The organism is Furfurilactobacillus siliginis (assembly GCF_001437435.1).
Taxonomy (GTDB): domain Bacteria; phylum Bacillota; class Bacilli; order Lactobacillales; family Lactobacillaceae; genus Furfurilactobacillus; species Furfurilactobacillus siliginis.
This window is the reverse complement of the sequence record NZ_JQCB01000019.1, coordinates 4,348-26,382: the sequence shown is the minus strand read 5'-3', so window position 1 is coordinate 26,382 and position 22,035 is coordinate 4,348. Positions and strand designations below refer to the sequence as shown.

Sequence of the window (22,035 nt, the reverse complement as noted above, 5' to 3'; positions counted from 1 at the left end):
TAAAGGAAGCTGATCTTTTTTGTCCGAACAGCGTTCGGATTAATTTTACAATCTACCGTATAACGAAGATGACTGGACAAACGCAGATGCACGCGGTCTAGCAGACTATATGAAGAGCAAAACGGTAGAGGAACGGCGCGCATGGGAATTGATCAATGATGCCCAAAAGAATGTGCACGATGTTAAAATGACCGCCATTAATCCTGCCTTTGTGCTGGGCCCATCCTTAGTGCCATGGGCGCGTTATTCTGCGATTCAAATGAAACAGTTGCTACAGATTCCTTTTGCACTGCCAATGCAAGGCTATGCGGTTGACGTCCGCGATGTGGCCGCTATGCAAGTGGCATTAATGCAAACTGATGCTGCCGATGGAACGCGTAATTTGGCGATGGGGATGCCAATGAGCATGGCTGACTTGAAACGAATTATGGTTACTGATTTTCGCGACCAGAGCATTCGTAGTGCAATGATTCCGATTCCTGCGTGGCTACTGTTACCGTTACGTGGAACGACAACTGGTGCTGATTTTTACCCACGGTTTAAGGGTCAAGTAACGTACCAACCGCTACACCCAGAGTTTTATCAGTATCAATACACTAATCTTCGTGTGAGCGTCGATGAGATGATGACGCAATTGCTGAAAGACAAGCAGATCGGACCACAGCAGCAAAAAATAACATGATTTCGTGTTTGGGAAAAAGCCTTCTTGTTCAAACGCACTGAACACGTATAACACAGTGGAAGAAAAGATACTGGAAAAAATTTGAAATGACAAAAAACAGCTTCAGACAAAATCACTTTTGTCTGAAGCTGTTTTAGTTAATCAGTTAATTATCGGTTTAAGCGATAGATCCATGAACGGTGGTCACGTTGCAACAGTTCGTCTGATGCAGCAGGCCCCATTGAACCGGATACGTAGTTAGGGAAGTCAGGTGTTTCACTGTCCCATAGCTTTTGAATCACATCAACGAAGGTCCAAGCGTAAGAAACTTCATTCCATGAGGCGAAGTTTGTTTGGTCACCCTTTAAGGTGTCATGCAGCAAACGTTCGTATGGTTCTGGAGTTTCTTCCTTTTGAGCAACGTCTTGTTGGAAGTCCAAATGAATTGGTTCAGTTTCGAAACCTTGACCAGCAGTCTTGGCATTCAACTGTAATGAGAACCCTGAGTTAGGTTCAACGTAGATTGTCAAAACGTTAGGTGCTAAGGTCGTGTTCATGCTTTGTGGGAAGGCAAAGATATCGATCAATGGCTTCTTGAAAACAACGTCGATCCGGGTGAACTTATCAGCTAAGCGTTTCCCAGTCCGAACGTAGAATGGCACACCTGACCAACGGTAGTTATCAAAGAGCAACTTACCAGCAACGAAGGTGTCGTTGGCAGAATCCTTTGGTACGTTTGGTTCGTCACGGTAGTCAACCTCAGTATCGTTGGCGCCATATTGACCACGGACAAAGTTCTTAGCGGCTTCAGCAGGGCTGTAAACACGCAGTGAACGTAGTGCCTTGATCTTTTCAACACGGACATCAGCGTCAGTAAAGGCAACTGGTTGTTCCATGGCTAACTGAGAGACGATTTGCATGATATGGTTTTGAACCATGTCACGTAAAGCGCCGGCAGTATCGTAGTAACCGGCACGATCTTCAACACCCAATTTTTCACTTAAAGTGATTTGCACGTTGTCGATGTAACGGTTGTTCCATAGTGATTCAACGAAGGTGTTACCAAAACGCAATGCCTGGATGTTTTGAACCATTTCCTTACCAAGGTAGTGGTCAATCCGGTAAATTTGGTTTTCAGTAAAGGCACCTGATAATTGGTCGTTTAAAGTTTTGGCAGTGTCAAAGTCGGTACCGAAAGGCTTTTCGATAACTAAGCGACTTGAGCCATCTTCAGAAAGCAAACCTTCTGACTTCAGGTTCAAAGCAACTTCACCAAAGAAACGTGGGGCCATGGATAGATAGAAAATCCGGTTGCCCTTTGTTTCGTATTGCTTGTCGAGTTTTTCGACAAGATCCTTCATAACAGCATAGTGGGCTTTGTCCGTAACATCATGGGCAAGGTAGTAAAAGTGCTTCACGAAGACTTCAGCTGCGTGCATGTCGGCATCGGGCTGATCTGCTTGGATTGATTCAGTAACAACGTCGCGGAAATGTGCGTCATCCCATGAATCACGGGCAGTCCCGAGAACGGCGAAATGTTCACCTAAGTTTCCACGTACGTAAAGTTTAAATAGTGATGGGTACAGTTTACGTTTGGCCAAGTCACCAGTACCGCCAAAGAAGGTAAACAATGAGCTGTATTCTGTTGCCACGTTTTTCACTCCTTAAATATGCCATTGATGTAGTTTTCGCAGTAATGAAAGGCGTAAACGCTTTCCATCGTTGCCGTGGTTCATTATATAACAATATTTCTGATGGTGCACCCACTTTGCGCAACCGTTTTCATTCACCGTGGGGCGTGCATTTTCAATGAAAACTTGCTAGACCAACGATTAAACGGACCAGACCAATTTAAAAAGAGGCTCAAACTTTTTTCATATTTTTTAAAAACCGGTGAAAAAGTTTTCCAAAAACTGGTAATTACGCCTTTGGTAGCTTGAACAATTCGGTTGCTTTGACTGCGGTTTGCCATCCGTGGTAAAGACGCTGTCGCCTATCTGCATTCATCTTGGGTGAGAAGGTTTTGCCATCCTGGTAGATAGTTGCTAAAGTATCCGCGTCTGACCAAAATCCGACAGCCAGACCAGCAAGGTAGGCCGCCCCTAGTGCCGTGGTTTCCTCATCAGCAGAACGGTCAATTTCCATGTTCAAAATATCGGCCTGAAACTGCATGAGGTAAGTGTTACGTGAGGAAGCACCATCAGCTTTCAGCTGTGGAATGGCTAAATTGGTATCCTTACGCATGGTTTCAATAACATCTCGTGTTTGATAAGCGATTGACTGAAGCGTTGCTTTGACGAAATCATTTTGAGTTGTACCGCGAGTAATGCCGTAGACGGCACCACGGGCATCTTCATCCCAGTAGGGCGCACCCAGTCCAGAAAAAGCAGGTACCATGTAAACTTCGTCATCGTTTGTGGAGGCTAATGCGGCTCGTTTGGCAGCCGGCTCGTCGGCAATCATTTTCATCTCATCATGAAGCCAGCCAATGGCCGAACCTGCAACGAAAATTGAACCTTCCAGTGCATACTTAACTTCACCGTTCAGCCCGTAGGCAATGGTAGTTAGTAGGCCGTTATTAGAAATTAGTGGGGTTGTACCAGTGTTCATAATGATGAACGCCCCGGCACCATAGGTATTTTTAACAATACCTTTTTCAAAGCCCATTTGACCGACAAGGGCTGCTTGTTGATCGCCAGCTAATGCCGCAATGGGAACCTCGGCACCGAAAAATTGATAATTTTGCGTATGACCGTAAACTTCTGCAGATGATTTAACGGTTGGCAACATCACGCGAGGAATGTTCATCAACTTTAGAATTTCATCATCCCAATCAAGCGTGTGGATGTTAAACAACATTGTTCGGCTCGCATTAGAGTAATCAGTCACGTGGATGGCTGAGCCAGATAATTTCCAAGCAATCCAGGAGTCGACTGTGCCAAAACAAAGCTCGCCACGTTCGGCGCGTTCTTGGGCGCCATCAACGTGATCTAATAACCAACGAATCTTGGCCGCTGAAAAGTAAGAATTAATGAACAAACCGGTTTTTTCGTGAATCAGATCGGCATAACCTTCTTCGATTAGTTCTGGCGTTCGTTTGTCGATTTGTTTTGATTGCCACCCGATGGCCGGTGCAATTGGTTCGCCTGTCTGTCGATCCCAAATAATTGTGGTTTCCCGTTGAGTTACGATCCCGACGCCATCAATTTGGTCGGGATGGATCCCAGCGTTGATCAGAACGGTTGAAATAACCGATTGCACGGAATTCCACAGTAAGTTGGGATCGTGTTCGACCCAACCTGGGTGACGATTGATTTGAGTTAGTGGTTGAGAAGCTGCGGTGACGCGGCGACCATTTTTGTTAATGATCACGGCTCGAGAAGCAGTCGTGCCTTGATCGACTGCGAGAATGTAGTGTTCGGTAACAAATGCCATAGAATACCTCAGTTTGTTTGTTGTTATGTAAACGGTTACCAATGCTGTCAGTATAACGAATTATCAGAATAGCGACAAACGAAGTGCCGGTGCCTAGTGAATCTTTATAAGTCGTTACGTGTTAAATGAACAAACAAAGACCATGCTGTGATTATGTGAAAAATATAATAATTTCACAAACTAATAGATACCCCCTTTATTAATCGCTGTGTAGACTTGTGAAACTTGTTTTGACGGGGTTGTAAGCGTTGACAATGACTTTTAAAAAGTTACTATAAAGTTGTGTACAACTTAAATCATTCAATTCAAATTTTGGAGGAATCCAGTTATGAAAGTTATCGTTGTCGGAGCTACTCATGCAGGAACATTTGCCACACAACAAATTTTAACGGAACACCCAGATTATGATGTAACGGTTTATGAACGGAATAATAATTTATCCTTCTTATCATGTGGGATTGCACTATGGGTTGGGGGACATGTTTCAGACCCTGACAAGATGTTTTATTCAAGTCCAGAAGCATTAACTGCTTTAGGCGCAGACATGAAGATGGAACATGATGTTACTGATATCGATGTTGATGCTAAGACAGTAACTGTTAAGGATTTGAAGTCTGGTGAAGTTAGTACAGAAAGTTATGACAAGTTAGTTGTTACAACTGGTTCATGGCCTGTTATTCCACCTATCGATGGTGTTGATAACAAGAACGTCTACCTATGTAAGAACTGGGACAACGCCATGGAATTAAAGAACTTAGCAGACAACATTAAGAGTGCCGTTGTCATTGGTTCTGGATACATTGGTGCTGAATTAGCTGAACAATATGCTTTAACTGGCAAAGAAGTAACGTTGGTTGATGGGTTACCTCGTGTCTTGGCAAAGAATTTTGACAGTGACATTACTGAACGTGTTGAAAAAGAATACACCGATCATGGTGTTAAATTAGCATTAGGCGAAATGGTTAAGAGCTTTAGTGGTGATGACAAAGTTACCGTAACCACTGACAAGGGTAGTTATACCGCCGACATCGCAATTTTGTGTACTGGTTTCCGGCCACACACTGAATTGATGAAGGGCAAAGTTGATATGCTACCGAACGGTGCCATCATTACTGATGAATACATGCGGACCAGCAATCCTGATGTCTTTGCCGCAGGGGACTCGGCTGCCGTTCACTACAACCCAACGGGTAAGGATGACTACATTCCATTGGCAACCAATGCGGTTCGTCAAGGAATCTTGGTTGGTCATAACATTGAAAAACCAACTGTTAAGTACCTTGGGACACAATCATCATCAGCCGTTGAATTATTTGGTAAGACAATTGCTGCTTCTGGTTTAACTACGGAAGGTGCTAAGGCTCGCAATGTGACTGTCGATTCAGTTACAATCGAGCAAGACTACCGGCCAGACTTCATGTTGTCAACAACACCAGTGCTTTGTTCCTTAACTTGGGATCCTGAAACACACAAGGTATTGGGTGGTGCATTCTACAGTGACCACGATGTTTCTCAATCAGCTAACGTCATTTCTATGGCAATTCAAACTGGCATGACGATTGAAACGTTATCGATGGTTGACATGTTATTCCAACCAAACTTTGATCAACCATTGAACTGGATCAACGCAGTCGCAATGGCAGCTGTTGCCAAGGCTAGCGAAAAAGTTACTAACTAATCGTTTGTACAGTTACTAAAAGTGAAATTTAGGTTTAGGAGTGTTTGGGACAGGAGTCATCTGTCCCAAACACTCTTTTTGATGCATGAGACGTTCAATCAAGATATCTTGCCGTCTTGAAGTGTGTTACGATACGAACGTTATTTTTAAATAAGGAGTTATGACAAGTGGATTATCACGAAGCACTATCGAAACAACGCCAAACATATGCACAAACATCGGGATTTTATGGTTGGGTTCGCGATCATCGCCGGCTTAGTCTCTGGGTGAGTTTTTTATTGGTCGCCTTAGCGGTTGAGTTACCATTTTTATTGAATAATCAGCTATTCGGTGGTTGGGATCAACAATTTCATGTGAATCGAATTGAAGAACTGTATCTTGCCGCCAAAAATGGCATGTGGCATAACGCAATCAGTACATATACATTTCGTGGTGCTGGTTTAGGAATTCAAATATTTTATCCATATGTCTTTTTATACCCATATGCATTGCTGCGGCTAATAGGTGTGCCTGGAATTTTAGCCCTTCATTTAGGCAATATGTTTTATATTGTCTTGAGTAGTTGGTTTTCATACTGGTGCATGCAAAAGTTTTTGACACTGCGGCAATCGTTACGACCCATTCAAGGTGCCTGGTTATTCGCTGTTTTATATAACTTATCAGGCTATATGGTGTTTAACGAAACAGTTCGTTTTGACCTGCCAGAAGCACAGTCAATGATGTGGTACCCAATACTCTTTCTTGGCGTATATATGATCTTAACGGGTGCTAAGCGGGGATGGCTGCCAGCAAGTATCGGTGCCATTATGTTGACGTATACACACGTTTTATCAGCTTTATTAGCCGCGGGAATGGTCGTGTTGGTGGTTTTGATTGGCTGGCGTCGTTTAAATAAATGGCAAGTGTGGCGTGATTTAATGCTTACCGGTCTCATTACTGGGTTAGTCAGCTTACCTGAATTATTGGTCATGTTAAAAACGACTTCGACAATCAAGGTTGCGACGCCATTCATTGGGTCATTAGCCCGTCAAGCGATTACCCCACCAGTGGCGGTTGGCTATGGCTTGGCTAACATCACCAAGACGCATTTATTAACACATGGCGTCACGCTGGGAACGATTGTCTTGGTCGCGTTAATCGCGTTGTGGGTAGGCTTTCGAAGATTAGATGGCTTCGGAAAAATGTTGACCGTCTTAAGTACTGTGCTATTTTGGGCGACGACATCGCTGTTTCCTTGGTTTTTATTTGAACATACCCCAGTGAATGTGATTCAACATCCATGGCGTCTGTATACGTTCATCAGTTTGTTTGTCTTAGTTGCAGTTGTCTCACTAGCTGAGCGAATTGAATTACAGTTTAAGTGGCAGACAGTGATTTTGAGTGTTGCATTACTTTTGACCATAGTTACTAGTGGTGCTTACGTGGCAATGGCTAAAGCAAAAGTGACACCAGCAACGTATCATCACTTTGCCACCTCGGCCCGTTACTTTGATTACGCCCCGCAAAGTAGTGTTAAACACCTACACAGCATTTACCAGCATGAGGCAATCATTAAGACGCCAGCTGGTCAAGAGAAGCGTATACACGTCAAACAGCAGCCATTGCCGAATGGTATTAAGGTGACGGTGCCTAAACAGGCGCAAGGTGGGCGAATAGACTTGCCACTATTTAATTATGGCGGTGGCTACGAAGTTAAAGCACAGTCTGGTCAACAACTGACAGCGAAACTTTCGAAGCGTGGGACGATACAGGTGATGGTGCCAAAATACACGCAGACGCTGACTGTTCATTATCATAACGGCCTGTGGTAAATCGTAGTAGTTGTAATAAGAAGCGCGGAACAAAAGTCGGGCAATAGTCTGCACCACTAATGGACTTTTGACGCCTGGTTTCGCCGTTATAATTTAGAAAACAGCAAGGGGTCTTGGACATAATCAGTTATGTCCAAGACCCCTTGCTGTTTTTGCAAACTTAAATTGTGAAAACGTAGATGACTGTGTAGATTAAGCACGATATCGGACTAAAATCCAACCCAAACGGCGGTTCTGAGCCTAGTTCACGTGTGCGCTTATTCGTTCTCATTAATCATCGTCAGTTGAATTCGTTGACGTTTTAAATCGACGTCATCAATCCAAACAGTGACGATATCACCGACTGAAACAACTTCAGCAGGGTTGCGCACAAATTTCTTCGTTAATTTGGAAATGTGCACCAGTCCGTCATGTTTGACACCAACATCCACAAACGCACCGAAATCGATGACGTTTCGAACAGTGCCTTGTAGTTCCATGCCTGGTTTTAAGTCTTCAATGGTTAGGACATCATGACGTAACAGTGGTGCTGGCATGTCGTCACGTAAGTCCCGTCCTGGCTTAGCTAAACTGGCCAAAATATCGGTAACCGTCGCTAAACCGGTATCGGTTTGATCGGCGATGGCACGCTGGTCAAGCTCCTTAGTGGCGGCGATGAAAGAGGCTGAGCCTAGGGCAGCATCAGTGGTATCAGTTAATTTCAAAATCTTTTGTGCTGCCGGATAACTTTCTGGATGAATGTCTGTGTTATCCAGCGGATTTTTACCACCGATGATACGTAGGAAACCAACAGCTTGTTCATAGGCCTTAGGTCCTAATCGAGGGACCTTTTTTAATTGACGGCGGTCCGTGTAGCGACCATTTTCGTTACGGTAAGCGACCACGTTTATGGCAATGGTGTGATTCAGACCTGAAATATGTTCCAGCAGTTCGGCACTGGCTGTATTTAAGTTGATCCCCACTTGGTTAACGGCAGTTTCGACGACGACGTCGAGCTGCTCAGTCAGTTGTTTTGTCGGCACATCATGTTGATACTGCCCAACGCCGACACTTTGCGGATCAATTTTGACGAGCTCGGCCAGGGGATCTTGCAGCCGCCGGCCAATACTGATGGCACTGCGTTCTTCGACATGTAAATCAGGGAATTCATCACGTGCTGCTTGACTGGCGGAATAAACGGATGCGCCGGCTTCGTTAACGATGACATATTGTACGTCACGGTTTAGTTGATGAAGTACGTTAGCAACGAAAATCTCTGATTCACGGGAAGCAGTTCCGTTACCGATAGCAATCATTTCAACCTGATATTTTTCAAGCAGGTTTTTAAATTGATCAGCCGCCGCAGCCCGCTTGTCGGCTGGCGCTGGTTTGTGTGGATAAATGACTAGTTTCGTTAAAAATTTCCCATTTGCGTCGATGACTGCCAGCTTACAACCAGTCCGGTAGGCGGGGTCAAAGCCAAGTACGACCTTGCCCTTCATTGGTGCTTGCATGAGTAAATGATATAAGTTAGTGCCGAAAACGGTGATTGCATGAGCGTTAGCGGCGTCACTTAATTCATTGCGGAGTTCACGTTCTATTGCTGGACCGATGAAGCGTTTGTAGCTATCTTCATAGGCGTCGGTGACAACGGCGACCGCGGGACCATTGTGATGGCCAATGGTGCGGAAGCGGAGGAAATTCAGGATCGCTGACGTATCGATGCTAAGCGTGACACGCAAAATATTGGCTTTTTCACCACGATTAATTGCGAGCGTTTGATACGCAGCCAATCTTGTTAACGGTTGCTCAAAATCATAATACTGTTGATAAACGCCATCTTCATCAAGCTGCTCACCATTCTTTTTAACGGTAGTAACTAGATGAGCGTGTGTTCGCGTATAGTCGCGAATAAATTCACGAAAACTTGCTTCTTCACTGAAGGCCTCCGCTAAGATTTCATGTGCACCTGCCAAAACTGCAGTTTCATCAGGGAGGTCATTTGCGGCGTTAATGTATTTCTTAACTTCATGAGTGAGTGCTTCGCTATGGAAAGCCAGGAGCCACTTGGCTAACGGCATTAATCCAGCTTCCTTAGCGATGGTCGCCTTGGTACGGCGCTTTTGCTTATATGGTAGATATAGGTCTTCAACAGCCTGCAAGGTGGTAGCGGTATCTATTTGTTGTGCTAATTTAGGCGTGAGCGCTTGTTGTTCATCAATACTATTCTTAACTTCGGCTTTTCTAGTTGCCAATTTTTCAAAGTGATTCCAGGTATCCTGAACGTTGCGAATTTGTACTTCATCCAAACTACCGGTCATTTCCTTACGATAACGAGAGACGAAAGGAATCGTGTTGCCATCGTTTAGCAAGTTCAACGTTGCGACGATTTGGCGTTCACGAATATCAGGAAGGGTATTCGTGACCTGTTTTAACAAGGCTTGATCTAATTGTGCTGTCATGTGACCTCCAATAAATGCGCTGTGAATAATAACTAGTATACGAGATTCAACGAGAAAACATTAGTCGTGATTGAAAATAACACTGTTGTTAAAAATCGATGCGGTGTATTAAGAAGAAAATGTTTCCAATGAAAACTTAATGCTTCTTTAAACTTATAAAGCCTATCTTAACAGCATTTGAAACAATTATCGACAGATGTCGCATTTTCCTATACAGTGTTCGCTAACGGTGTTATACTAAACCGGTTTTTACAATATGTAAGTAGAAAGTGAGCGCTAATCATGATTGCGAATGCCACAGCAGTTAAAAATGTGCCGCTGATTTTTAAACGTCACGAACAAAAGTATGTGATGGATCAAGCGACCTATAAGCGGCTATTAGCAGCACTACAGGATCAAATTGAAATTGATGACTATGGTAAGCAGACGATTTCATCACTGTATTACGACACAGACAGTTACACGTTTGCTAGACGACAATTAGATGATAGTCGGTATCGGGAAAAGTTACGGTTACGAGTTTATGGTAACGATATTCATGATCAACAAACGGCCTTTGTGGAGCTAAAGAAGAAAGTTACCGGAGTTACATACAAACGGCGAATCGTGTTGCCTTATGGGCAAGCCTGTGATTATTTAGGTAAGCGTGCACCAGTTGTTGGGGCCACTGATGATATGAACTATCGTGAAATCGACTACTTCACGCAAAATCAGCCGTTGACGCGGCGAACTGCCGTGATTTATGAACGTTCAGCTTATGCGTCTACAAATGGGCTACGACTAACGTTTGATGAAAACATTCGCTGGCGGACGGAGGATGTTGATTTGCGCAATGAGGCGGTGGGGACACCGTTATTGGCGCCAGGGATGGTTGTAATGGAAATCAAGATCCCCCAAGCGCTACCGTTTGACTGGAGCGAGTTATTCGCCAAGTTACACATTTATCCACAGCCATTTTCAAAGTATGGCTTAATTTATAAATATGGAATTCTAGGGGGACAACAATGCTTGTCAGTTATTTAGGACCAAAACACCATTTAGTTACGTTTGAGCAGGTTTTGATTACCACGTTAGTAACGTTAATTTTAGGTCTAATCGTGGCACTCGTTTATATGTACCACAATCATTACTCGAAGCACTTTATCTTTGCGGTGGCCTTGCTACCAATTATGGTGCAATCGATTATCATGACCGTCCATGGTAATTTAGGCGCTGGATTAACGGTCGCCGGTGCCTTTAGTCTGGTACGGTTCCGATCAGCACCCGGAAATGCTAGAGAGATGGTAACCATCTTCTTTGCTATGACGATTGGGCTGGCAACTGGGCGTGGGTATTTACTTTACGCGGCATTCTTTACGATTGTTGTCAGTTTAGCAATGCTACTGTACACGATGCTTGATTTTGGAGCTAGCGATTCAAATGAACGAATCATGAAAATCACGATTCCGGAAAACTTGGATTACGAACATGAATTCAATGATTTGTTTGATGAATACACAAAAGAAACAACGATTGATACCGTACGGACGACGAATTTGGGGAGCTTGTTTGAAATTCAGTATCACATCATCTTGAAGGATGTGAACAAGCAAAAAGCGTTTATGGACGCGATTCGTGAACGTAACGGGAATCTTGAAGTTTCACTTCGAAATGACACTGGGCGGACCGCGAACATTATTTAGAGGGTAACTATGAAGACAACGTTAACACGGGAGCTAATTGTCAGTGAGGCTTATCAGGTCGCTGAAGCAGAGACAATTGCAAAGCTATCATTGCGCGGCATGGCCCGCCGGTTGGAAGTGCAACCACAGCGGCTGTATCATTTTTTTCCGAGCTTGGATGACTTGAAGCTAGCAGTTGCTATGCACGGTCGTGATATTTTAATGCATCAACTGTATGAAAAGCTCGTGCCCGTGTCTGGTCGAGATGCGCTGTATGTCTTTGCAGATACAGTGTTTGACTTTGCGAAGACGCATCCATCATTTCAAGAGATGCTAACGCTGGCGTATAAAGGGCACCATGTTGATGCTGAGATTGAAGAAACATCAGCTAACATTGGCAGTATCCTGATGGCGATTTTGACGCCAATGATCGACGATGAAACCAAGCGCAAGCAGTTCGCACAAGCGTATTTGTCATTATTATTCGGATACGCAAAGTTAAGCTTGTACGGTTTCTTTGGTGAAGGCGATCTTCAGGGGAATCTTGATGACATGATTGCGTTTTTAGCGGTCGCCTTACCAGAACAAAAAAATTAAGTGGGTAGAAAACATGAAAAAATGGCGTAATCCATGGGGACTAAGCGTGGTAATCGGCTTAATCGTAATTTTATTGGGTGTCTCCTTTACTTGGTTACATTTCAATACGACGCGGCAGTTGCCGCTGTTGTCCTCTCAAAAGGTGACGTATTTGCCAAAAGTGCACATTACCGGGGCGATTTCTCAGACGAAGGATAAACCACAGGTAGTTAAGTTTAGCTTTAAGAATAAGCAAACTGGCAAAACTGAAACGGGTTACGCCAAGATGAAATGGCAAGGGCAGAGTTCTCGCCGCTACGCACAAAAAAATTGGAACATGAAATTTTACAAGGATAAGGATCTGAAACATAAGCTGAAATGGCGGGCGGATCCAAGTTGGCAAAAGCATAGTAAGTATGTGTTGAAGGCCAATTACATCGATGCAACGCAATCTCGTAACCTCGTAAATGCAAATTTGTGGGGCCAAATGGTCGGTAGCCGCAAAGATGCACCGAAACAGCTCGGTAAAGCTCAAAATGGAGGCGCTGTGAATGGGTTTCCGATTAAGCTGAAGGTTAATGGCAAGTCATGGGGAATGTATACGTTAAACACGGTTAAGGAACCGAAACTGTGGGGGATGGATAAACACAATCCAAAGACTGTGGCGATTGGGAGTAACCATTGGAGTAGGCCTGATATGTTTCAGTCAACTGATGTGACGTATGGACCTTATGGTTGGACGCCAGATGTTCCAAAGACTTTAACAGCAGCACAAAAACAAGATTTCGAGCGCTTTGATAAATTTGTCGTTAACAGTTCAAACAAAGCCTTTAAAGCGCATGCGGCTGAACACTTAGATGTCAATTCTGTGATTGATATGTATTTGTTTGCGAACTTAGTCCATGATCAAGATGGGTTAGGACGTAATTTAGAGTTAATCACCTATGATGGACAACATTGGAGTGCAACCATGTATGATTTAGATTCCACGTGGGGACTGTACGAAAATGGGTACAAATTATATCCATCTGGGAAATACGTTTCAACGAACTATCCTAATCGTGGTGATCTTGCCACAGCAGAGGGTAATAAGCTATTACAGCAGGTGGTTCAAGCTTATCCAGATAGAGTCGAAGCGCGGTGGCATCAGTTGCGTAAGACGACTTTGACACCTGAAAAGGTTGATGCCCAGTTCACGCAGTATATGAACGGGATCGGTGAGCAGAACTATCAAGAAAACATTCAATTGAACACGGCGATTCCGTCACGTAAAGTCACCAGTTTAATGCAGATCCGCAGCTCGGTTAAACGACAATTTAAAGACTGTGATGCATTATTCAACGACTACACAACGAATGTTCACAAGCTGAAATTTAACTATGTGGCACCGTCACCAACTAAAGCAGAATTAGCAAGTATGCGTTCAGAGTCGAAGGCATCAAGCGCCAGCCGTGCGAGTGCGCGGCAACAAGCAAATAAACAATCATCAAGTACTAGTGTTTCAGCGGGTCATTAAACGCGTAGTGCGGTACACTCAATGCAGTAATAAGTTAGCAAGGAGTGAATGGCATGAAGTATGATGGCGCACAGTTAGCAAGCTATGTTGATCGTCCAAGCCGCTTTACCTGCCGGGTAGAATTAGCAGGCGAAATTGTGGAAACGCACTTGAAGAATACCGGTCGCGGAGCAGATGTGTTATTACCCGGTGCAACGGTGTCGGTGGTGCCGGCATTAAACCCAGAACGGAAAACACACTGGGATTTAGTTGCTGTCGTGAAGCGTACTGATCATGGTGACTTTTGGGTTAACGTGGATAGTTCCATGCCAAATAAAGTCACCAAAGAAGCAGTCGATGCGGGCTTGTTAATTTTTCCTGATCTACCGGGCACAATCACTGAATTTCGTCCAGAGGTAACCTTTGGTGATTCGCGGGTTGATTTTAAAGGTCAAACCAGTACTGGACAGGAATTTTTCGTGGAAACGAAGGGCTGTACTTTAGAAAGTAATGGCATTGTCGGTTTTCCTGACGCACCGACAATTCGTGCAGTGAAGCATGTTTATAACTTGGAACATGCAGTCGATGAAGGCTACTTAGCTTATTTATTCTTCGTGATTCAAATTGATAACATTGACGTGCTGACACTAAATCGTGATATGGCACCTAAGTTGACGCAAGCCATTAAAGACGCCGTTCCTCATGGGGTTAAGATTCTTGCCTACTGTTCTACGGTTGATGAGAACGGAATGGTATTACATCGGCCAACTGATTTTGTGATTGACGCACCTTTTACAGATCCACAACAACATTAAATTACTGAGCTGGTTTAAAGAGTTTGGGACAATGAATTTATCTTGTTCTAGGCTCTTTTTGATTTATGAGTATAAATAGTGAAAGTGTCGGATAAACGTCAAGTCGCTGTACAGACTACGACTTGACGTTTGTCCTACTTTTTTGTATTTAGTGTTTTGTGAGTAAAAAACTGGTTTGACACAGTTCCCGTTATTTTCTATACTATTGCGTACACTGAAATGGGGGTTCCATTATCGCACTATCATTACATCCATACATTCACTTTCCGAATGCGAAGGAAGCCATGACTTATTATCAAGAAGTTTTTGGCGCTGACCATCTTTTTCGGATTCCGTTGACAGAAACGGCAGCGAAAGAACTGGACTTGATCGATACGAATTTAGATGATTCAACCATGCACGGTGGGTTTGAAGTGATGGGGATGCAAATCTTGTGTTCCGATGACTTTATGAATCAGCCACAACATGCCACTAATATTGCTATCATGCTAGAATTTGATGCCAATGATAGTCAGGACGTTGCCAATGCGCAGCGATTCTTCGACCAGGTGGCAACGTCCGAAAGGGTGCGGGTGACTGCACCGTATGCGAATGCCTACTTTGGTGGGAAACGTGGTGAATTTACGGACGACTATGGTGTTAATTGGATTATTAACTGTCGTCCAGATGGCTGGGAGCAGACTGCTCCGGTCGTTGAGTTACAAGAAGAAACAGATACCGATCAACCGACTGCATCTGTATAGATGGTCGGATGAAGGAGAGATCTGAACCCGCAGTATTGGAGTAAATATTTAAGCAGCTAACTGGCTGGCCTGATTTCGGCATTCAACCGAAGTTAGGCCAGCCAGTTTTGCTTTAATTCGGTGATCGTTGGTGTCCGATTTTTGCAATTATTCGTGAAGGGCCGTATTACAAAGCTCCATAGGTCGAAAGAAAGAAATCGTACCGTGTGATGGTTTTAAACAGAATCAGTCATTTTATTCGACTTGAGTAGGAAATGGCCGTATAATATCATTATGATATCAAATGAATATCACACTTTGATTTAACAAAGTAAAGAGGTGATTGCGGTGGGGGACAAGTCAAAGGAAAAACGGTTTCTACTTAGACTTGATGATGAGTTGTATAACAAAATAGAGGCAGCCGCACAACGTGCAAACCGAAGCGTCAATGCACACATAAATTCTATTCTACGAGCTAGTGCCGGCCAAAATACATTTGAACATCGCCAGATTGTTGGTCAGGTTCTGCGTGGCAATCAGCTAAACACTGAAAACGGATTAGTGGAAGTCTCAGGGATCTATTACAGGTTCTTGATTGATAACAACGAGGATGTTGAGCCGGATGTAAATTACACAGTCTTGGAAAGTAACGGAAATATTCTAACGTTGAGGCGTCTGTAAACGATGTCGATTATAAGGAGAAATAGTTATGCCATTTGGATTAAAGATTGTTCGTCAGAATACTCAAGGATTAGTGGAAACGCTTGGACGGTACAGCCACAGTGTTGAATCAGGGCTACACTTTTACATCCCATGCGTGCAAAAAATTCGTACCGTTAGCCTAGCAATGGAACCGCTTGCCTTACCAAACTATTCTATTATTACGAAAGATAACGCTGATGTTTCGGCCAGCTTGACTTTAAACTTTCATATCACTGATGCTGTCAAATATCAGTATGAGAACACTGATTCCATTGAATCAATGGCGCAGTTAGTTCGTGGGCACTTACGTGATATTATTGGGCGAATGGAATTGAACGAAGCGCTTGGCTCAACCGCAAAGATTAACCAAGAACTCGCACAAGCAATAGGGGACTTAACCAATACCTATGGGGTTAACGTTGATCGAATTAACATCGATGAATTGACCCCCTCGTCTGCAATTCAGGCAGCAATGGACAAACAATTAACGGCGGACCGTGAACGGGTTGCTGCTATTGCCCAAGCTGAAGGGGAAGCACGCTCAATCGAGTTAACCAATAAAGCAAAGAATGATGCGCTTATGGCAACTGCAGCTGCTGAAGCGACAGCTACTAGAACACGCGCAGACGCAGAGAAATATAGAATTGACATGATCCAATCTGGTCTTAAGACCGTTGGGGAAGAATACTTCCAAAACCAATCAATTAACGCATTTGCAGAATTAGCAAATTCAAATACGAACCTTGTTGTAATGCCTAGTGATAGCGCAGATGAATTTGGTAAGTTACCCGTTGTCGGAAAGTTACTTAAGAACGGTGCCGAAAACTTGGGAAAGTAACTCTGAAAAGCGAATGAAGCCGCTGTGTGCTACTTGCAGCGGCTTTTTTATTTCCAGAAAATTAGTTGAAATAAAGTTATGAAATGATAATCTAAATGAGTGCATAGAGTTAAGATCAATAAAAAAGGTGGAAAGACGAATATGAAGCAAACTGAAGCAATCCAACAAGCAGCTAAAGATGAGGTTCATGAATTATATAATCGTTTGTCACAACGCACTGAACAATCTGTTGCACTACTAGATATTACAGATGTTTTGATGCAGGTTTATCGAAAAATTGATACTACTGAGCGTCCGGAACAATTATTAGATCAACTGATGAACTATATCCGTAACACGAGTATGGTACATCACTTGCACTTCAGTAGGGATGAAGAGGCCAACATCATCAATTTAGAAACACTTGGGACACGTGTAGGATTTAATAGCCGCTCTAGATCAGTGGTGACCAAACAGGAATTTTATAAATTGGGCGAAGTGGTGCCACAACATAGCGCGAAATAAAAAGCGCGGGATAAAAGTCGGGAAGTAGTCTACGTAGCTACTTCCCGACTTTTATTCCACGTTTTCATTATTTAAATTCAAAAAAAGTGCCCGAAGACAATTTGTCTCGGGCACTTTTTAGAGATGATTGATTCAATAATTACTTGTTGTGAACGAAGTCAACGACGTTACGGCCAACAACCTTGTTGTCCTTTAATTCTTGAATCATGTCGTTAATTTCTGATAATTTACGCGTCTTAACGATTGGGTGAACCAAACCTTCAGCACCAAATTGGAAAGTTTCAGCTAAGTCTTGGCGAGTACCAACCAATGAACCGGCAACGACGATTCCATCAAGCACAGTCTTGGCAATGTTCAATTGCATGTCACCTTGTGGCAAGGCAACGGCAACTAACTTACCATCTGGGCGTAATGAGTCAACGGCTTGGTCAAAGGCAGCTGCTGAAACAGCAGTTACTAAGGCTGCGTGAACACCGCCAACCTTTTCTTGGATTTGCTTGTCAACGTCACCGTCATGACGGTTGATCAATAAGTCAGCACCGTTTTCTTTGGCAGCTTGTAATTTGTCAGGGTTACCATCAACGGCAACAACGTGAGCGCCAAAGACATGTTTAGCGTATTGAATAGCCAAGTTGCCTAAACCACCGGCACCGACAACTGATACCCATTGACCAGGTTTAACGTCGGCAACTTTGATTGCTTTGTACATTGTTACACCGGCACAAGTTAGAGAAGTTGCTTCGACTGGGTCTAAGCCTTCTGGAACCTTAACGGCGTAGTTGGCGTCAACGATAACTTGTTCAGCCATGGCACCATCAACAGTGAAACCAGAGTTTTGCACGTTACGACAAAGAGTTTCGCGACCGGTCAAACAATATTCACAGTGACCACAGCCCTTGAAGAACCAAGCGATTGAAACACGGTCGCCAACTTTAACGGCGTCAACGCCATCAGCAACCTTAGATACGATCCCAACACCTTCGTGACCGATGATCCGGCCAGGCTTGTCACCGAAGTCACCAGCGGCAACGTGTAAGTCGGTGTGACAAAGACCACAATATTCAACATCAACTAAGGCTTCACCAGCCTTTAAATCACGTAAGGTAACGTCCTTAACATCAACGAACCCATCAACTGAATCTCTAATAACGGCAGCTTTCATGAAGCAATCTCCTTTATGGTTTCCTTTTTTTGTTTACGTTTACATCATAGCAGGCAATTTGGTGAAATTAAAGTGAATAATTGAGCATTTGTAAATAATTTGCATATTTTTGAAACTTTTAATGAATTCAATACCCCAGGTAGAGCTTTTTAACGTACGAAAAGTAAGTTCTTTTCATAAACACATTGTGAACAGATAGACTAATTGAGCTAGCACGAGACCCAAACGAAATGGCGTGATAGAATGGCTATAAGGACGTGAATCGTCATAAAACAAGGAGCGGATTTTTCTGTCAGGCAAAAGAACTGATATCAAATTTGGATGGTTATTTGTTGCGTCACTGTTGAATAATACAGGGGCGAGTTTTTTGTGGCCGTTAACGACCATTTATTTACATAATTATCTACATGAATCGCTTACGCTCTCAGGATTAGTACTGCTAGGAATGTCCTTGATGATGATTGTCGGCGATTCGGTGGGTGGTTATTTATTTGACCACTGGAAACCTTATGAAACGGGAATTCTTTCCGCTGCGCTAGCAACTGTGGCCGTCATCGCACTAATCTTCTGGCATGGTTGGCCTGTATATGGGTATCTACTATTGGTGATTGGATTTGGTGATGGTGTGAACATGACCATCTTAAATTCACTAGCCACCCGTGTTAAGACCACGTCAACCCGACACGTATTTAATTTATTGTATGTGGCGATGAATATTGGTGTTGTTATCGGTACATTAATCGTTGGCTACGCCATTAAATTTGGGATTACAACGATCTTTATTATCGCAGCAGTTTGTTATGCCGCATTGACAGCGGTTGTTGCGGCACACTTCAACGTTGCCCCACAGCAGCATCGGACAGATAATACGAAGAGTGATGTTAAACACTCGCGGATGCCAGTATTAGTTACCTTAATTTTGTTATTACTATTAGCAATCAACTTGGCATACTCACAATGGGAAAGTGTTATCTCTGTGCACATGACTAACCTGGGAATACCCGTGTTGAAATATAGTTTGCTGTGGACCTTAAACGGATTGATTATTGTCATCTGTCAGCCATTTGTCACGCGGTGGAGTGAGCGGTTTAAGATTGAAAACGTAATCGTTGTCGGTATCACGCTGTTTGCGGCGTCATTTTTCATGCTGATTTTTGCACGTACTTACGTTGCGTTCATTATTACGATGGTCGTGTTGACATTTGGTGAAATGATTGGTCACCCGGCCTTGCCGGCTTGGATTGCAGTGAAGGCGCCTAGCTTGGAAGCCGGCCGTTATCAAGGCTTTGCCAACATGGCGATTGCCTTTGGACGTGCTTTAGGACCGCTGTTTGGTGGTTTCATGCTGGACTTTTCAACATTCTCAGTATTATTCATGGCGGTTGGAATGGTGCAAATGATCGCACTTGCCGCTGTTTATTTGCGGGCACGACGCGAGCGCCTACGAAAAAAACGAGTTTAAAATGGGCGCACGTTTCCGCTATTGAAACGTAGAAAACAGCAAGGGGAGTTTGGGACATAATTAACTATGTCCCAAACTCCCCTTGTTTTAGTGTGTGACTTTGATTTTATCAGCCATTAAATCGTAAATTCGCGTAATGTCGCGACTTGTACCACGAAGTTCATAGTCTGCTAAAAATGGAAAACCATAATTTTCAGCGTAACGTTTAGCAGTCAAACAGTATTGCTCATTAAAGTTACGATTGCCAGAGCCGATGACACCCAAGCAGTGCTTGCGATTATCATGATATGCAATGTATTCTCCAAGCACATTAGTCATTAATTCCTTTACGCCATTATCGATTCCGTTACCGCCATCAAGGTAGGTTGGCACAAATGCAAAGTAAGGGTCGGTTTCGTCGGTGAAGTCAGTTTGCTCTGAAACTTCTTTGGTGACGATTAATGGTCTGGTGGGGTTTTTAGCATGTTGTTCCTTGGCGTAGTCAATTAGATGTTGCATAAAGCTGCGGGTGTTACCTTCAATTGAGATGTAGCGAATATTAATGACAGTCATGGCGGCACTCCTTTGATAATTTAATTTGAGTGTACCGCAAGGAAAATTTCGAAAACAGTCTTGACGAGCGTTAAAATTAAAACAGCTATTATTACGTAATTGATGCTAGGGAGGCAAAATTGCATGGAACGGCACTTAATCGTTACAGATATTGATGGCACTTTGATTCCAAGTTCGCAAAAAGTTTCACCATTTACCAAACAGATTTTACGACAATTACGAGATGATGGTCATGAAGTGTTCATCGCCAGTGGTCGACTGCTGGCCTTAGCAGAATCAATTGCTGATCAGGTGATGCCTAAGATGAATATTATCTGCGCTAACGGAGCTGTGACGAGAGCTGACGGTAATTTGTCTGTCACACGGCTGGGCGAAAAGGCTGTAATGACATTGTATGATAGCATCGTTCAGTCGCCTGTAACGATGCGGTTATTTTCACTTGATACCACATTTCATAACAGTACAGATCCCGACACGTTGGCGCACATGGCTTTTTTGCGACAAGGCGTAGACACCCCGACAATCTATTTAGGCTCACGTGAAGCGACTGCTGCAGTTGCGGATCAAGTGGTCAACGGGTTGGTGGTATCGGATGATCCCAATGCGTTAGCTGCTGTTTTCGATCGGTTAGAAGCCACCGGCATGTTTAGTCTATCTTCGTCTAATCCGCATAATATTGAAGTAATCCCCAAGGGCATTAGCAAAGCCACTGCGTTACAGAAAGTTCAACAGGATCTCGAAATTGATGCAGCACACACATTGGTATTTGGTAATGGCTTGAATGATGTCCCTATGTTCGCCAATGGGACAGGTGTTGCGATGGCTGACGCGCCTCAAGCAGTAATTGATGCAGCGAAAACGACTACGAATCCCGTAACTGAGGACGGTGTGCCAAAATATTTAGCCAATTATTTTAAGTTTCCAAAAACGGGAGCCAACAATGACTGAAGCTGATTTCAGAAGTCGCCGCACGACACGCCGTATTGAGCAGGCATTAATTAAGTTATTACAAGATTCACCGTTTGAAAAAATCACAGTTGCGCAATTATGTGCTGCAGCCACAGTGAGTCGGTCAACATTTTATGCACATTATTACGATAAATATGCCATTGCTGAACGTTTGGTAAGCACATATCAAACGCAATTAGAGAACCGGTTGGCGCAACGCTTCGAACGGGGAAATGTCGCCGATGTGCAGGCGATGATTGCACCACTATTTAAGTGGCTGATGACAGATTCGGTAACGACACGAACGTTAATGAAGTTACATCTGCCAGATGCTGATTTGACGGCGAGTCTTCATCATGAGTTAACGAAGCATTTTACCGCGTTTATGTTAACGGTTTATCGGCCAACAACAAAGCAGGTGCCGCTTGATTATTTGGTGGCACAGTATGTGAGCTGGGTTATGACCGAGCTGGATTATCAACTCCAACATGGAGAAAATGCGGCAGTACTGGCTTTTTCACAACAGGCGCAAAATGAACTTTTTGAATTGGCTAATATCGCTATTGAGTAAA

General features: G+C 43.6%; 20 protein-coding genes. 15 read left to right on the top strand and 5 right to left on the bottom strand.

Annotation, left to right across the window (positions count from 1 at the left end):
- Positions 1–109 precede the first annotated feature (109 nt).
- Positions 110–682, top strand: coding sequence for a Rossmann-fold NAD(P)-binding domain-containing protein (locus IV55_RS09360; protein ID WP_057811585.1), 573 nt, complete (start codon positions 110–112; stop codon positions 680–682).
- Positions 683–831: 149 nt separating this feature from the next.
- Here IV55_RS09360 and zwf read toward each other — a convergent pair whose 3' ends face one another.
- Positions 832–2,313 carry a glucose-6-phosphate dehydrogenase gene (gene zwf, locus IV55_RS09355; RefSeq protein WP_057811583.1) on the bottom strand — a complete coding sequence of 494 codons (1,482 nt, stop codon included), beginning with the start codon at positions 2,311–2,313 and terminating at the stop codon, positions 832–834.
- A gap of 268 nt (positions 2,314–2,581) precedes the next feature.
- Positions 2,582–4,096: a glycerol kinase GlpK gene (gene glpK, locus IV55_RS09350; RefSeq protein ID WP_057811581.1), complete on the bottom strand. Its 1,515-nt coding sequence runs from the start codon at positions 4,094–4,096 to the stop codon at positions 2,582–2,584.
- 328 nt (positions 4,097–4,424) lie between these two features.
- Here glpK and IV55_RS09345 point away from each other — a divergent pair, with 328 nt between their 5' ends.
- Both IV55_RS09345 and IV55_RS09340 read left to right on the top strand, forming a co-directional pair.
- Positions 4,425–5,774 (top strand): FAD-dependent oxidoreductase, encoded by a 1,350-nt coding sequence (locus IV55_RS09345; protein WP_057811578.1) that lies wholly within the window; start codon positions 4,425–4,427, stop codon positions 5,772–5,774.
- 167 nt (positions 5,775–5,941) lie between these two features.
- Entirely contained in the window at positions 5,942–7,585 is a 1,644-nt protein-coding gene (locus IV55_RS09340) for a glycosyltransferase family protein (RefSeq protein WP_057811576.1), read from the top strand.
- Positions 7,586–7,842: 257 nt separating this feature from the next.
- Here the strand turns inward: IV55_RS09340 and IV55_RS09335 are convergent, their stop codons facing one another.
- Positions 7,843–10,026: a Tex family protein gene (locus tag IV55_RS09335; protein ID WP_057811574.1), complete on the bottom strand. Its 2,184-nt coding sequence runs from the start codon at positions 10,024–10,026 to the stop codon at positions 7,843–7,845.
- Positions 10,027–10,308: 282 nt separating this feature from the next.
- On the opposite strand from IV55_RS09335, the gene IV55_RS09330 reads away from it, so the two are divergent.
- The 9 genes from IV55_RS09330 (at position 10,309) to IV55_RS09290 (ending at position 17,339) form a co-directional block, all read left to right on the top strand.
- On the top strand, positions 10,309–11,049 hold the full coding sequence (locus IV55_RS09330; RefSeq protein ID WP_057811572.1) for a polyphosphate polymerase domain-containing protein: 741 nt from the start codon (positions 10,309–10,311) through the stop codon (positions 11,047–11,049).
- Complete coding sequence (locus IV55_RS09325; protein WP_057811570.1) at positions 11,031–11,708, top strand: DUF4956 domain-containing protein; 678 nt, start codon at positions 11,031–11,033, stop codon at positions 11,706–11,708. The genes IV55_RS09330 and IV55_RS09325 overlap by 19 nt, the downstream gene beginning before the upstream one ends.
- 9 nt (positions 11,709–11,717) lie before the next feature.
- Positions 11,718–12,284, top strand: coding sequence for a TetR/AcrR family transcriptional regulator (locus IV55_RS09320; RefSeq protein ID WP_057811568.1), 567 nt, complete (start codon positions 11,718–11,720; stop codon positions 12,282–12,284).
- Between the two features lie 13 nt (positions 12,285–12,297).
- Positions 12,298–13,779 carry a CotH kinase family protein gene (locus IV55_RS09315; RefSeq protein ID WP_083484013.1) on the top strand — a complete coding sequence of 494 codons (1,482 nt, stop codon included), beginning with the start codon at positions 12,298–12,300 and terminating at the stop codon, positions 13,777–13,779.
- A 53-nt stretch (positions 13,780–13,832) separates the two neighbouring features.
- Entirely contained in the window at positions 13,833–14,573 is a 741-nt protein-coding gene (sfsA, locus tag IV55_RS09310; protein ID WP_057811563.1) for a DNA/RNA nuclease SfsA, read from the top strand.
- Positions 14,574–14,857: 284 nt separating this feature from the next.
- Positions 14,858–15,316 carry a VOC family protein gene (locus IV55_RS09305; RefSeq protein ID WP_057811561.1) on the top strand — a complete coding sequence of 153 codons (459 nt, stop codon included), beginning with the start codon at positions 14,858–14,860 and terminating at the stop codon, positions 15,314–15,316.
- Between the two features lie 327 nt (positions 15,317–15,643).
- A complete protein-coding gene (locus IV55_RS09300; RefSeq protein ID WP_057811559.1) occupies positions 15,644–15,976 on the top strand; it encodes a type II toxin-antitoxin system antitoxin in 333 nt (110 codons plus the stop codon).
- A gap of 28 nt (positions 15,977–16,004) precedes the next feature.
- Positions 16,005–16,835 carry an SPFH domain-containing protein gene (locus IV55_RS09295; protein ID WP_057811558.1) on the top strand — a complete coding sequence of 277 codons (831 nt, stop codon included), beginning with the start codon at positions 16,005–16,007 and terminating at the stop codon, positions 16,833–16,835.
- 141 nt (positions 16,836–16,976) lie between these two features.
- On the top strand, positions 16,977–17,339 hold the full coding sequence (locus tag IV55_RS09290) for a bacteriocin immunity protein (protein WP_057811556.1): 363 nt from the start codon (positions 16,977–16,979) through the stop codon (positions 17,337–17,339).
- Between the two features lie 139 nt (positions 17,340–17,478).
- Here the strand turns inward: IV55_RS09290 and adhP are convergent, their stop codons facing one another.
- Positions 17,479–18,501, bottom strand: coding sequence for an alcohol dehydrogenase AdhP (adhP, locus tag IV55_RS09285; RefSeq protein WP_057811554.1), 1,023 nt, complete (start codon positions 18,499–18,501; stop codon positions 17,479–17,481).
- Positions 18,502–18,784: 283 nt separating this feature from the next.
- Here adhP and IV55_RS09280 point away from each other — a divergent pair, with 283 nt between their 5' ends.
- On the top strand, positions 18,785–19,963 hold the full coding sequence (locus IV55_RS09280) for an MDR family MFS transporter (RefSeq protein WP_338043098.1): 1,179 nt from the start codon (positions 18,785–18,787) through the stop codon (positions 19,961–19,963).
- An 87-nt stretch (positions 19,964–20,050) separates the two neighbouring features.
- Here IV55_RS09280 and nrdI read toward each other — a convergent pair whose 3' ends face one another.
- Positions 20,051–20,515, bottom strand: coding sequence for a class Ib ribonucleoside-diphosphate reductase assembly flavoprotein NrdI (gene nrdI, locus IV55_RS09275; RefSeq protein WP_057811550.1), 465 nt, complete (start codon positions 20,513–20,515; stop codon positions 20,051–20,053).
- A gap of 123 nt (positions 20,516–20,638) precedes the next feature.
- Between nrdI and IV55_RS09270 the strand changes: the two genes are divergently transcribed.
- Both IV55_RS09270 and IV55_RS09265 read left to right on the top strand, forming a co-directional pair.
- On the top strand, positions 20,639–21,463 hold the full coding sequence (locus IV55_RS09270) for an HAD family hydrolase (protein WP_057811548.1): 825 nt from the start codon (positions 20,639–20,641) through the stop codon (positions 21,461–21,463).
- Complete coding sequence (locus IV55_RS09265) at positions 21,456–22,034, top strand: TetR/AcrR family transcriptional regulator (RefSeq protein ID WP_057811546.1); 579 nt, start codon at positions 21,456–21,458, stop codon at positions 22,032–22,034. Before IV55_RS09270 ends, IV55_RS09265 begins: the two co-directional genes overlap by 8 nt.
- Position 22,035 lies beyond the last annotated feature (1 nt).